Annotated in this window: 13 protein-coding genes; 8 read left to right on the top strand and 5 right to left on the bottom strand. The window is 60.0% G+C overall.

What is annotated here, in order from left to right; genetic code table 11:
• Nucleotides 1-4 precede the first annotated feature (4 nt).
• Together aztB and aztA are read right to left on the bottom strand one after the other, a co-directional pair.
• Nucleotides 5-871: a zinc ABC transporter permease AztB gene (aztB, locus tag DY251_RS02655; RefSeq protein WP_116622325.1), complete on the bottom strand. Its 867-nt coding sequence runs from the start codon at nucleotides 869-871 to the stop codon at nucleotides 5-7.
• 156 nt (nucleotides 872-1,027) lie between these two features.
• Nucleotides 1,028-1,831, bottom strand: a complete 804-nt coding sequence (gene aztA, locus DY251_RS02650; protein ID WP_116622324.1) for a zinc ABC transporter ATP-binding protein AztA — start codon at nucleotides 1,829-1,831, stop codon at nucleotides 1,028-1,030.
• 104 nt (nucleotides 1,832-1,935) lie between these two features.
• On the opposite strand from aztA, the gene DY251_RS02645 reads away from it, so the two are divergent.
• Genes DY251_RS02645 through DY251_RS02635 form a run of 3 tightly spaced genes read left to right on the top strand, consistent with a single transcriptional unit; the run spans nucleotide 1,936 to nucleotide 3,820 of the window.
• Nucleotides 1,936-2,331 carry a Fur family transcriptional regulator gene (locus tag DY251_RS02645; protein WP_116622323.1) on the top strand — a complete coding sequence of 132 codons (396 nt, stop codon included), beginning with the start codon at nucleotides 1,936-1,938 and terminating at the stop codon, nucleotides 2,329-2,331.
• Nucleotides 2,332-2,339: 8 nt separating this feature from the next.
• Nucleotides 2,340-3,479, top strand: coding sequence for an NAD(P)/FAD-dependent oxidoreductase (locus DY251_RS02640; RefSeq protein WP_116622454.1), 1,140 nt, complete (start codon nucleotides 2,340-2,342; stop codon nucleotides 3,477-3,479).
• Entirely contained in the window at nucleotides 3,476-3,820 is a 345-nt protein-coding gene (locus DY251_RS02635; protein ID WP_116622322.1) for a RidA family protein, read from the top strand. Before DY251_RS02640 ends, DY251_RS02635 begins: the two co-directional genes overlap by 4 nt.
• A gap of 40 nt (nucleotides 3,821-3,860) precedes the next feature.
• Here the strand turns inward: DY251_RS02635 and hutC are convergent, their stop codons facing one another.
• Nucleotides 3,861-4,604: a histidine utilization transcriptional repressor HutC gene (gene hutC, locus DY251_RS02630; RefSeq protein WP_116622453.1), complete on the bottom strand. Its 744-nt coding sequence runs from the start codon at nucleotides 4,602-4,604 to the stop codon at nucleotides 3,861-3,863.
• 16 nt (nucleotides 4,605-4,620) lie between these two features.
• The gene (locus DY251_RS02625; protein ID WP_116622452.1) at nucleotides 4,621-5,973 is read right to left on the bottom strand and encodes a formimidoylglutamate deiminase; all 1,353 of its coding nucleotides are present in this window, start codon (nucleotides 5,971-5,973) and stop codon (nucleotides 4,621-4,623) included.
• 99 nt (nucleotides 5,974-6,072) lie between these two features.
• On the opposite strand from DY251_RS02625, the gene hutI reads away from it, so the two are divergent.
• From hutI to DY251_RS02600, 5 genes are read left to right on the top strand one after another with little or no spacing between them, the layout of a single operon-like run.
• Complete coding sequence (gene hutI / locus DY251_RS02620; RefSeq protein ID WP_116622321.1) at nucleotides 6,073-7,305, top strand: imidazolonepropionase; 1,233 nt, start codon at nucleotides 6,073-6,075, stop codon at nucleotides 7,303-7,305.
• On the top strand, nucleotides 7,302-8,837 hold the full coding sequence (hutH, locus tag DY251_RS02615) for a histidine ammonia-lyase (protein ID WP_116622320.1): 1,536 nt from the start codon (nucleotides 7,302-7,304) through the stop codon (nucleotides 8,835-8,837). The genes hutI and hutH overlap by 4 nt, the downstream gene beginning before the upstream one ends.
• 11 nt (nucleotides 8,838-8,848) lie before the next feature.
• Nucleotides 8,849-9,664: an N-formylglutamate deformylase gene (hutG, locus tag DY251_RS02610; RefSeq protein ID WP_116622319.1), complete on the top strand. Its 816-nt coding sequence runs from the start codon at nucleotides 8,849-8,851 to the stop codon at nucleotides 9,662-9,664.
• Nucleotides 9,665-9,674: 10 nt separating this feature from the next.
• Entirely contained in the window at nucleotides 9,675-11,351 is a 1,677-nt protein-coding gene (hutU, locus tag DY251_RS02605) for a urocanate hydratase (RefSeq protein WP_116622318.1), read from the top strand.
• An 8-nt stretch (nucleotides 11,352-11,359) separates the two neighbouring features.
• Nucleotides 11,360-11,944 carry a HutD/Ves family protein gene (locus DY251_RS02600; RefSeq protein WP_116622317.1) on the top strand — a complete coding sequence of 195 codons (585 nt, stop codon included), beginning with the start codon at nucleotides 11,360-11,362 and terminating at the stop codon, nucleotides 11,942-11,944.
• 194 nt (nucleotides 11,945-12,138) lie between these two features.
• On the opposite strand, the gene DY251_RS02595 is transcribed toward DY251_RS02600, so the two are convergent.
• A complete protein-coding gene (locus DY251_RS02595; RefSeq protein WP_116622316.1) occupies nucleotides 12,139-13,020 on the bottom strand; it encodes a UTP--glucose-1-phosphate uridylyltransferase in 882 nt (293 codons plus the stop codon).
• Between the last annotated feature and the right edge of the window lie 159 nt (nucleotides 13,021-13,179).

The raw sequence follows: 13,179 nt of genomic DNA, 5'->3' as shown, positions 1-13,179 counted from the left end.
GCTCCTATGCAGTTCTGTGACGGCGGGTTGCCAGCCGGGTGCGGACAAGACCTCGCGTGCCGACCAGCACTGAGGTGAGATAAATCGCGCCTGCGGCCAATATGATGGATGGGCCGGAGGGCAGGGCGGCATGATAGGAAACAAGCAAGCCGATGACGCAGGAAACGGCTCCGAAAAGCACGGCGAGCAAGCACATTGTTTCGACGCGGTTCACCCAGAAGCGCGCGGCTGCAGCGGGCAGCATCATAAGACCGACGGACAGCAAAGTGCCCAGCGCCTGAAATCCCGCCACGAGGTTGAGCACAGTCAGCGCCAGAAACACGAAATGCACCGGCGTTCCGAGGCGGCTGACCGAGCGCAGAAACAGCGGATCAAGGCATTCCGCGACCAAGCCGCGCCAGAAAATCGTGAGCCCGACAAGGGTGATGATGGCAATCGAGCCGATTAATGTGAGGGCAGCATTGTCCAGCGCCAGAACCGTGCCGAATAGCACATGCATCAAGTCAACGCTTGAACCACGCAGCGAAACGACCAGCACGCCGAGCGCCAGCGAAATGAGATAAAAGGCGGCGAGCGAGGCGTCTTCTTTTTGCAAGGTCAGGCGCGAGACTGCGCCGGCACCGAGAGCCACAACCAGACCGGCAATCAAGCCGCCGATGGTCATGGGCACAAGGTCCAGGCCGAACAGCAAGTATCCCACCGCCGCGCCGGGCAATATGCCGTGGGCAACCGCATCACCCGTCAGGCTCATTCGGCGCAGCATCAGGAACACGCCAACCGGGCAGGCCGATATTGACAGCAGCAGCGAACCCGCCAGTGCGCGTTGCATAAAGCCGAACTCGATGAACGGCGCGAAAATCAGATCGTACATGCTGCGCCTTCACTGTCGCGATTTTTTGACCCCCCATCCGGCTGCGGCAACGCTACGAATAAATGGGCAGCTTGGCCTTTTGCACGTAACGCCTCCGAATTTACGCTTCTCACCTTGCGGGGAAAGGTGGCGGCAGCCGGATGAGGGGTAATTGCGCTAGGCATGGTTGTGGGAATGCTGCGCGTGATCGTGCGCATGTGGGTGCTTATGTTCGTGCTTGTGTTCATGCTCGTCGCCGCACCACGGCGCATCTTCATGCCAAGCCTCATCGAACCGGCGTGCGGCCAGCAATTGCTGCGGGTGGAGTGCGGTGCTTGTGGGACCCCAAGCGACCGCGCGGCGCGCAAGCAAAAGGCTGTCGGGGAAGTTTTCGCGGACCATTTCAAGGTCGTGCGCAACGACCATCACCGTGCGGCCCTCGCCATGCCAACGCCGCACGACTTCCAGCAAATCGCGAACGGTCTTGGCGTCGATTGCGTTGAAAGGCTCATCAAGCAGGATCAAATCAGCATCTTGCAACAAAACACGTGCGAACAATGCGCGCTGCATCTGCCCGCCGGATAGCGTGTCAATCGGGCGACCTTCAAAGCCGCCGAGGCCAACGGCCATCAGCGCTTCCGAAAGACGCCGACGGTCTTCCGCGCTGATGCGGCCAAGCAGCCCACGCTTCGGCCAAAGGCCCAGCGCGACCAGATCAACCACGCGCGCGGGAAAGCTGCGGTCTATCTCCGACTGTTGGGGCAGATACGCGATGCGGGTGCCGGGCGTTATCGAGATGCGCCCCGACATCGGCTTCAACACGCCGACAATGCCCTTCAGCAATGTGGATTTGCCCGACCCGTTTGCGCCGACAACCGCCATAAGCGAACCCTTGCGGACGGACCCATTCAGGTGATGCACGGCCGGATGGCTGTTGTAGCCCAGCGTCAGGTTTTCAAAGGAAAGGCAGGTGTCAGCCATATCTTGCAACCGAGATGTAATGTTATTACGTTGCTAAGTGATGTTATTACATTCGTCAAGCGCAAAGGGTGGCTTTTCGCCCGTAAAATGATGTAAGTGAAGTCATGGCCGAACTGACAAAAAACCAGTCACTTGTATTCGATGCTTTGAGCAAGGCGCATGGGCCGCTCAGTGCCTATTCGCTGCTCGACCAGTTGCGCGACCATGGGTTTCGCGCGCCATTGCAGGTCTATCGCGCATTGGACAAGTTGCAGGAGGCGGGGCTGGTGCATCGGCTGGAAAGCCTGAACGCCTTCGTAGCCTGCGCGCACAAGCATGGTGAGCACGAAACCCATTGTCATGGGCTCGTGGCTTTCGCGATTTGCGACAAATGCGGGCAGGTGGACGAGTTTTCTGATCCGGAAATCGAGGCGCGGCTGAATGGCTGGGCCAATCGCTCCGGCTTTCGTGCCGAAAAGACAACCGTCGAAATTCGTGGTCATTGCGCAGCTTGCGCATAGGGCCTGACGTGACGGACAGATTCGAAACCGACATTCTGATTGTGGGAGCAGGCATCGCGGGCGTTGGGCTGGCTGCCGACCTCACCGGTGATTATCGCGTTACGATTATCGAGCAGGAGAGCCGCCCAGCCTATCATTCGACGGGCCGTTCGATGGCGATTTTCATTCGCAACTACGGCAATGCAGCGATCCGTGCGCTGAGCCGCGCCAGCGCTCCGCTATTTGAGAAGCCGGACGCAACGCTGTTTCCGCATCCGCTGATAAGCCAGCGCGGCGTGCTTTTCATTTCCGACGAATCCGGGATTTCGCATCATAATGATTTGCTGGATCAGGCGGACGGCTTGCGGCGGATCAGTCTTGATGAAGCGTTCGACATGGTGCCGATCTTGCGGCGGGATTGGGTCGCCGCTGCAGCCTATGAGCATGATGCGCAGGACATCGACGTAAACGCGCTACATGAGGGCTGGCTTCGCAAGGCGCGGTCTGCGGGTGCGCAATTGCTGACGGATTGCGGGTTGCGTTCTGCCGAGCGCGTGGGCGGAAAATGGCGCGCGCAAACGGCGAAAGGCGAGATTGTCGCTGACGTGATAGTCAATGCGGCCGGTGCCTGGGCAGACCCGGTTGCGCAAGCGTGTGGTGTCGCGAGTCTGGGCATCCAACCAATGCGGCGCTCCATCGCGGTGCTGCCCGCGCCAGCGGAATATGACACGACCAACTGGCCGCTGATCGATGATTCCGCCGAGCGCTGGTATTGCAAGCCGGGCGGCGGAAAGCTCTATGTGTCGCCCGCGGATGAAATTCCCGTCGAACCGCATGACGCTTACGTGGACGATATGATTCTCGCGGAAGGGCTGGACCGTTTCGAGCAGGCTGTGGACTATCCGGTGACCCGCGTTGAGCGAAGCTGGGCGGGTCTGCGCAGCTTTGCGCCCGACCGCACGCCCGTTGCGGGTTTTGCGCCTGTTGCCGATGGTTTTTTCTGGTTGGCGGGGCAGGGCGGCTATGGAATGCAGACCGCTCCCGCCTTGTCACGACTGGCCGGGCAGTTGATAAGACGCATCGAACCTTCCGAGCTATCGCCAGCAATCGTAGCAAGCCTGCTGCCGGATCGCTTTTTTCACGCAGACAAAAATGAGGAACTGCAATGACTATTCGCCGTCTCGAAACCGGACCCCGCATGAGCCAGGCCGTAATTCACGGAAACACCGTCTACCTCGCAGGACAGGTGGGCAAACCCGGCGGCAGCGTTGCTCAGCAGACGGCTGACGTGTTGGCGGAAATCGATCGCCTGCTCGCTGCCGCTGGAAGCGACAAGACCAAAATCCTTCAGGCGATTGTCTGGATGGCAGACATGAAGGACTTTGCCGAGATGAATTCGGTTTGGGACAAGTGGGCTCCGCAGGGCCATACGCCCGCCCGCGCCACCGGCGAAGCAAAGCTTGCGACGCCGGAATATCTTGTCGAGATTATCGTGACGGCAGCGGTCTAAGGCAGATTAAAACACCACCCCACCTCCGCAACGCAGCCTTTCAACTGGGCTCGAACCGTGCGACGAGAGAATGGCTTACGCCCGCATAAATAAAGCGGGCGTAAGTTACCGGCAGGTCGGCGGTCCATGTGCGGCGCTCGATGACCAAACAGGGCGCGCCCTCATCAATGTCCAAGCCTGCGGCCATGAGGCTGTCCGCGCCTTCCGCACTGATCCGATGTTCGGCGGTGCTCCACGGCACGCGACCAATGAGCCAAGGGCCGGGTGCGATTTCCTGAAATGTTTCCACCGAAGCATCGGGCACAGTCTCAAGGCTGATAAGCCGATGCTCAACGCAGAACGGTCGCGTGCCGGCATAGTGTAGACAGTTCAACTCGACCAGCTTCTTGGGGCAGACAGGACTAAGGCGTTCGGCATCATTGGGCTGGCTGCGGCGTTCGCGTCGCTGTTCGAGCGCATAGCGATATGGCAGGCCAAGTGCCTCGACCTCGATGCGAATATCGGTGATTTCCAGTACAGCGGCCTGACTGCGCGGACTGCGCACGAAGCTGCCGGACCTGCGCCGCCGCTCGATGAGCCCCGCCGCTGCAAGCTGCGACAGCGCTTTGTTCACCGTCATTCGCGAGCAGTCATATTGCACGGTCAGCTCATGCTCGAACGGAATACGATAGCCGGGCGCCCACGCGCCGGAGACGATCTTGCCGCGAATGTCGTTGAGAATGCGCTGATATAGCGAGGTGGATTCCTCGCCGTCGGTCGTTTCGATCTGTGCGGAATCGTTCATCAATCCAGCCATAAACTCATGTGGCGGCAAGTTCCATCATTGTGGCGCGGAATCTTCGCGCAATCGATTCGCGGTGATTGTGCCGACCGGTCTCGACCAGCTTGCGGCCATGCACCCAGACGCAATCGACGGCAGTGCCGTTGGCGAAGATCCACGCGTCCAGAATCGCGTCGTGCGACTTTCCGGCGAGGGTAGGGCTGTTTGCATCCAGCGATACGAAATCCGCGCTGTTGCCGACCTGCAAACCGCCAGTTGCGCCGAGGGCGCGACTGCCACCCGAAAGCGCGCGATCAAACAGGTTGCGACCGTTCGATTGGCCCGGCGCGGCCAGCACATTGCGCGCGCGATGATGCAGGCGCTGGGAATATTCAAGCTGGCGCAGTTCGTCGGAAACGCCGATCAGGACGTTGGAATCCGAACCAACGCCGAAAGCGCCACCGGCAGCGATGAAGTCCACGCCCTCGAACGTGCCGTCGCCCAGATTTGCCTCGGTGATCGGGCAGAGCCCCGCGACAGCGCCGCTTTTGGCCATCGCTACGGTTTCGGTACTGGTCATGTGGGTGGCGTGAATCAGGCACCAGTTTGCGCCTACCGGCTGATTGGCAATCAGCCATTCGACAGGCCGCTGGCCGCTCCAGCCGACGCAATCCTCGACCTCTTTAACCTGCTCCGCGATATGAATATGGACCGGGTTTTTGCCCGCCAGCGGCACGATCTCATTGAGCTCGGCCGGCGTTGCGGCGCGCAGACTATGGGGGGCGACACCAAGCACTGCTTGATTCAAATTCTGAAGAGATTCGCGCGATTTCTCCAAAAGGTGCGCGAACCGATTCACATCATTGATGAATCGGCGCTGCCCCTCATTCGGTGTGGCTCCGCCGAAACCGGAATGCGCGTAGAAAACCGGTAGAAGCGTCAAGGCGATGCCGGTTGTTGACGAGGCGGCGGCGATACGTTCCGCCATTTCGGCGATGTTGGAATAGGGTTGGCCGTCCTTGTCGTGGTGCAGATAATGGAACTCGCCCACGCGCGTGAAGCCCGCCTCCAGCATTTCGGCATAAAGCTGGGCGGCGACCGCTTCCACCTGATCCGGCGTCATGGAAAGCGCAAAACGGTACATGACCTCACGCCACGACCAGAAGCTATCCGCGCCGGGACCTCGCGTTTCGGCCAGTCCGGCCATGCCGCGCTGAAAGGCGTGACTGTGCAGATTCGGCATTCCGGGTATGATAATTGCGTGGCGCTCATCGCCGGGTAGCGCTATTTTACCCGCCTCAATAGAGGTGATCGCGCCGCTCTCGACGCCGATACGAACATTGTTTCGCCAGCCTTCGGCAAGCAGGGCCTGTTCGGCAAAGATGCTGGTCAACGCGCTCTCCCGACTGTTTTCTTCCAATAAAGGCAACATCTGCCTCTTGCACGCAACTGTCAATATGTATATACATAAGAAAGTCGACGAGGGAGAGATATGGCTGGTCCGACGCAATCAGGGGGAGGAAATGTAAAGGTCTGGCGCAATGCGCGCCTCGCGACCTTTGCGGAAAACCTGACGGGCATGGGCATTGCCGAAAAGGGCGCTGTTGCGGCTCGCGATGGGCGTATCGCTTATGCCGGCCCTGAAGCCGAACTCCCCAACGAATTTTTGAAGTCCGAGACGGTCGATTGCGAAGGCCGCTGGATTACGCCGGGCCTGATCGATTGCCACACACATCTTGTCTATGCGGGCAACCGCGCCAACGAATTTGAAATGCGGTTGGCAGGCGCAAGCTATGAGGAAGTCGCGCGGGCAGGGGGTGGCATTGTTTCATCTGTGAAGTCGCTGCGTGCTGCCAGCGAGGACGATCTGGTGCGGGAAAGCACACCGCGCCTGCGCGCGCTGATGGCTGAAGGCGTGACGACTGTCGAAATCAAATCCGGCTATGGCCTCGATTTGCAGAGCGAGTCAAAGGCGCTGCGCGCCGCTCGCCGGTTGGGGCATGAAAAGCCGGTCACCGTGCGCACGACATTCCTCGGCGCACATGCGCTGCCGCCGGAAGCGAATGGCGACAAGGACGCCTATATCGCTAAGGTCGTTGACGAGATGCTTCCCGCAATTGTGGCTGAGGGATTGGCCGATGCGGTGGATGGTTTCTGCGAGGGCATCGCCTTTTCGCCGGAACAAATTGCGCGGGTATTCGACAAGGCGCGCGCACTCGGTCTGCCGGTGAAACTCCATGCCGACCAGCTCTCAGACCTTGGCGGCGCTGCGCTCGCGGCAGGTTATGGCGGGCTGTCGGCAGACCATCTGGAATATACGAACGAAGACGGCGCGCGGGCGATGGCACAGGCGGGCACGGTCGCCGTGATGCTGCCGGGCGCATATTATTTCATCAGGGAAACCAAGAAGCCGCCAGTCGATCTGTTCCGCAAGCACGGCGTGCGGCTGGCGCTGGCGACGGACAGCAACCCAGGAACATCGCCGCTGACCTCGTTGCTGCTGACCATAAATATGGGAGCCACGCTGTTTTCCATGACGGTTGAGGAATGCCTCACCGGCGTGACGCGGAACGCGGCGCATGCGCTCGGCCTTTCCGGTGAAATCGGGACGCTGGAGACAGGAAAATGGGCCGACCTCGCCATCTGGGATATCGAGCGGCCCGCTGAACTCGTTTATCGCATGGGCTTCAATCCGCTCCATGCTCGCATCTGGAGAGGACAATGACAGAGATCGTGTTGAAGCCCGGCGCCGTATCGCTGACGGACTGGCGCGCAATTTATCGCGGCGCTGTACCGACGCTCGATCCGAGCTGTAAGGCGAATATAGAGGCGAGCGCCAAGGCGGTGGAACGTATCGTTGCCAAGGGCGAGCCGGTCTACGGCATCAATACTGGCTTCGGCAAGCTGGCGAGTGTGCGCATTCCCGCTGAAGATCTTGAAACCTTGCAGAAGAATATCGTGCTGAGCCACGCGGCGGGCGTTGGCGAACCTATGCCGGTCGCGGTTGTGCGGCTCATGATGGCGCTGAAGATGGCAAGCCTTGCGCAAGGTGCGTCGGGCGTGCGTCCGCAGACGATTGCCATGTTGCAGGCGATGCTGGCGGCCGACGTGATCCCGGTCGTGCCATGCCAGGGATCGGTCGGCGCTTCGGGCGACCTTGCGCCGCTTTCGCACATGACCGCGACGATGATCGGCGTTGGCGAATGCTTCACCCCGCATGGACGGGTGCCCGCGCATGTCGCGCTCGTGACGCATGGGCTAGCGCCGTTGACGCTCGGCGCCAAGGAAGGGCTTGCGCTGCTGAATGGCACGCAGTTTTCAACTGCCTATGCGCTGGCCGGTTTGTTCGAGGCGGAAACGCTTTTCCAGTCGGCGCTGGTAGCTGGCGCGCTTTCGACGGACGCGGCGAAGGGTTCGGATGCACCATTCGATCCGCGCATCCATGTGCTGCGCAAGCACGCCACGCAGATTGAAACGGCGAAAACGCTGCGAAATCTGATGGCTGGCAGCGCAATCCGGGAATCGCATCGCGTCGGCGATGAGCGCGTGCAAGACCCATATTGCCTGCGTTGTCAGCCGCAGGTGATGGGCGCGGCGCTCGATGTTCTGCGCAAGGCCGCTGATACGCTCGCGACGGAAGCGAATGGCGTTACCGACAATCCATTGATTTTTGCGGAGGACGATACGGCGCTTTCGGGCGGCAATTTCCACGCCGAGCCGGTGGCGTTCGCGGCAGACATGATCGCGATGGCGGTTTGCGAAATCGGGTCGCTTTCGGAACGGCGTATCGCCATGCTGGTCGATCCTGCTCTGTCGGGAATGCCGGCGTTTCTGACGCCGAAGCCGGGACTGAATTCGGGCTTCATGATCCCGCAGGTTACGGCGGCAGCACTGGTTTCGGAGAACAAGCAAAAGGCGTTTCCGGCAAGCGTGGATTCGATCCCCACCTCGGCAAATCAGGAAGACCACGTTTCGATGGCCGCACATGGCGCCCGTCGGTTGCTTGGCATGGTAGAAAATGCTGCCGGTGTGATCGGCATCGAGTTGTTGGCCGCAGCGCAGGGTTGCGACTTTCATGCGCCGCTGGCTTCGAGCCCGGCACTTGAGGCCGTGCGTGCGCTGGTTCGTGGCGAGGTGCCGCATCTGGACGAAGACCGTCATTTCCATCCCGACATGGAAAAGGCGATTGCCATGGTCCGCGACGGAAGAGTTGTGACGGCAGTGGCTGGTGCTACCCTGCCGCGGGTGAGCGGATGAGGGGGCGCTCAATGGAAAAAAAATGGCTCACCATCACGCGCGGCGATGCCCCTCTGCTCGTCAGCCTGCCGCATACGGGGACGGACCTGCCGGGGCTGGAAAACCGCGTGGTTTCGCCGTGGCTCGCGCGCCACGATTGCGATTGGTGGATCGACAAGCTTTACGATTTCGCCACCGACCTCGGCGCGACGGTTGTTCACACCTCGATTTCGCGCACGGTTATTGACGTTAATCGCGATCCTTCGGGTGTTTCGCTTTATCCGGGGCAGGCGACGACAACGCTGTGCCCGCTGGATACATTCGACGGCGATCCACTTTATAAAACAGGCGAGGAGCCAAGCGCGGCTGAGATTTCCGAACGCCGCTCAACATATTTCGACCCATACCACGCAGCACTGAGCGCCGAGCTTACCCGTCTGCGCCAGAAGCACGAAAAAATCGTGCTCTATGACTGCCATTCGATCCGTTCGGTATTGCCGCGATTGTTCGACGGTCAGTTGCCGGTTTTCAATCTCGGCACCAATGACGGCAAAAGCGCCGACTTGGCGTTGCAGGATGCGGTAGCGAAGCTGATGGCCGCTTCCGGTCAAAGCTGGATTGTCAACGGACGGTTCAAGGGTGGCTACATCACGCGCCATCACGGCCAACCGGGAGATGGCATCCATGCGCTGCAAATGGAGCTTTCGTGCCGCGGATATATGCGCGAGCCGGATGGCAAGGGCACGCCGGAGAACTGGCCGACGCCATACGACTCCAACTATGCCGCGCCGATCCGCGCGCAACTGAAGAAAATTCTTGAAACCGCCCTTGCGTGGGCAACCGATTGAGGACTGCGCAATGACCCAACATACCCGCATTGATAATGAGCGCGTGATCCGCGCACCGCATGGCACCGAGCTTTCGGCGAAAAGCTGGCTGACAGAAGCACCGCTGCGCATGCTGATGAACAATCTCGACCCGATGGTGGCCGAGCGTCCGGGCGAACTCGTTGTCTATGGCGGCATCGGGCGCGCGGCGCGCGATTGGGAAAGCTATGATCGCATCGTCAAGGCGCTGAGGCTGCTGGAAGCCGACGAAACGCTGCTGGTGCAGTCGGGTAAACCGGTTGGTGTGTTCAAGACGCACAAGGATGCGCCTCGGGTGCTCATCGCCAATTCCAACCTCGTGCCGCATTGGGCGAATTGGGATCATTTCAACGCCCTCGATAAAAAGGGACTCATGATGTACGGCCAGATGACAGCCGGATCATGGATCTACATCGGCAGTCAGGGCATCGTGCAGGGCACCTACGAAACCTTCGTGGAGATGGGGCGTCAGCATTACAATGGTGACCTGTCGGGCCGCTGGATTTTGACGGGGGGCCTCGGGGGCATGGGCGGCGCACAGCCGCTGGCCGCAACGATGGCGGGCGCATCGTGCCTCGCGGTGGAATGCCAGGCAAGCCGCATCGAGTTCCGCCTCAAGACTGGCTATGTCGACGTGCAGGCCAAAGACCTCGATGACGCGCTGGCTATCCTCGACAAGGCGGGCAAGGAAAAGAAAGCGATTTCCATCGCTCTGCTGGGCAACGCTGCTGACGTGTTTGCTGAACTGGTGAAGCGCGGTGTGCGTCCCGATTGCGTGACCGACCAGACGTCCGCGCACGATCCGGTAAATGGCTACCTGCCGCAGGGCTGGACCGTTGCCGAATGGGAACAAAAGCGTGAGCGTGATCCAAAGGCGGTTGCCGCGGCGGCGAAAAAGTCAATGGCGGTGCAAGTGCGCGCTATGCTCGACTTCCATAAGCAGGGCATTCCGACAGTCGATTACGGGAACAATATCCGCCAGATGGCGCTCGAAGAGGGCGTGAAGGACGCGTTTGATTTTCCGGGCTTTGTGCCGGCATATATTCGTCCGCTGTTCTGCCGGGGCATCGGGCCGTTCCGCTGGGCCGCGCTTTCCGGCGACCCGGAGGATATATTCAAGACCGACGCAAAGGTGAAGGAACTGCTGCCCGACAACAAGCATCTGCACAACTGGCTGGACATGGCGGCGAAGCGCATCCATTTCCAGGGTCTGCCCGCGCGCATCTGCTGGGTCGGGCTTGGCGACCGGCACCGTCTGGGTCTGGCGTTCAACGAGATGGTTGCCAAGGGCGAGTTGAAAGCGCCGGTGGTGATTGGCCGCGATCATCTGGATTCCGGCTCGGTGGCTTCGCCAAACCGCGAAACGGAAGCGATGAAGGACGGCTCGGATGCGGTTTCCGACTGGCCGCTGCTCAACGCTCTGCTCAACACGGCGAGCGGCGCGACCTGGGTGTCTCTGCATCATGGCGGTGGGGTTGGCATGGGCTTCTCGCAGCACTCCGGCGTGGTAATCTGCGCCGATGGCACGGAAGAAGCTGCCGCGCGGCTTGCCCGCGTGTTGTGGAATGATCCGGCGACGGGCGTCATGCGCCATGCGGACGCCGGTTACGACATTGCCATTGACTGTGCGCGGCAAAATGGGCTCAACCTGCCGGGGATACTCGATTAGGAACACACATGCGGCTTATCCGCGCCAAAGATTATCGCCGCATGCCGTGGAAAAACGGCGGCGGCGAAACTATCGAAATCGCTGTTTTTCCAAAGGATGCGGATACGTCTGGTTTCGACTGGCGCGTGTCGATGGCGCGGGTGGAAAACGATGGGCCGTTTTCAGCCTTTCCGGGCATAGATCGCACGCTTGCGATATTGGAAGGCGCGGGAATTGATCTGACAGTTGCGGGACAGGGTGAGGCGCGCATTGTCGATGCGCCCCATAGCTTCCCCGGTGACGTGGAGACAAGCGCGCAACTGATCGACGGACCGATTACGGATCTGAATATCATGACCCGGCGCGGCGCATTTCAAAGCCGGGTAACGCCATTGCAGCTTTCAACGCCGCGCGAAATCGTCGTCATGTCGCCGATAGCGCTGGTTTATTGCCAGACGGGCAAAGTAACCATCGAACAGGAATTCGTATCGCCGATAGAACTTGTCGCGGGCGACACGCTGTTCATCGAAGCCATGCCGAACGGGCTGGAATTACAGCCCGTGCAGCCCTCTAAATTGTATCTGATCGAGATCGGACCGGCGCGGGCGGCTTGATATATCCCTCATTCGCCTGCCGGGACCTTCGCCCTCAAGGGGAGAAGGGGAAGTGTCGACGTTCGCTTCAATCGCAGGCGTTGCAAAGCGAGCGATGCATCGCAATTGCCCCTTCTCCCCTTGAGGGCGAAGGTCGCGGCAGCGGGATGAGGGGTTATTTCCCTTTGTGGTGTGAGGGGTGCTTTCGCGACCCCTCAGTGCTTGTGACCAGCCTCGTAAAGCCTGATCTCTTCAAACACGGCTTCGCGCACACCATCGCGGCCAAGAGCCATGTGCAGGTTCGCGCCGACGAAGCCGGCCGGCGAGCCGCAGTCGAATGTGCGACCCGTAAACTCGAACGGACGGATTTCCTGCGAGCCGAGCAGCGAAATGATCGCGTCGGTGAGTTGGATTTCGCCGCCGGCACCCGGTTTCTGATTTTCCAGATAGGTGAAAACTTCTGGCTGGAGAACGTATCGGCCCGAAATGAAAAGGTTCGACGGAGCTGTGCCCGGCGCGGGCTTTTCCACCATTCCGGTGATCAGCGGGCCGTCTTTGCCTTCCGCAAGCGACACAATGCCGAACTTGTGAGCCAGAGCCGGATCGACCTGCTCAACCGCGATGACGTTACCGCCATGCTTGTCGAAAATATTGATCATGGATTCGAGGCAGGGTTCCGAATCGACCATCAGCATGTCGGGCAGCATGACTGCGAAGGGCTCGTCGCCGACGATATGGCGGGCGCTCCAGACGGCATGGCCGAGACCCTTGGCTTCCTGCTGGCGCACGAATGACATTGCACCGACAGTCGGAACGCCTTTAGCCAGTGTTTCCGCGATTGACTCCTTGCCGTTGCGCCGCAGTGAGGTGTCGAGTTCGAACGCATGATCGAAGTGATCTTCAATCGCTGCCTTCATACGGCCTGTGACCATGATAATATGCTCGATGCCAGACGCGTATGCCTCGGCGACGATGTAGTCCAGCACAGGGCGGTCAACGATTGTGAGAAGTTCCTTTGGCACACTCTTTGTCGCTGGCAACATCCGGGTACCGAAACCGGCGACAGGAATAACGGCTTTCCGAATTTTCTGCTTCATACTTTCATCCCGTCTGAAAATAGCCCTGTTTGGGCGCAACCACGAGCTTCCGCAAGCGTTTCTTGCCGCTAAGTCAAACTGATGTAGAAATTGTGTCGTTAGACGTTGCGATTGAACCAATCGCGTTTAAGACGGAAAGTTCCCGCCCGCGTTTCAGGA

The organism is Mesorhizobium denitrificans (genome assembly GCF_003403035.1).
Classification (GTDB): domain Bacteria; phylum Pseudomonadota; class Alphaproteobacteria; order Rhizobiales; family Rhizobiaceae; genus Mesorhizobium_G; species Mesorhizobium_G denitrificans.
The sequence above is the reverse complement of the archived record's forward strand: the minus strand, read 5'-3'. Positions and strand labels throughout refer to the sequence as shown.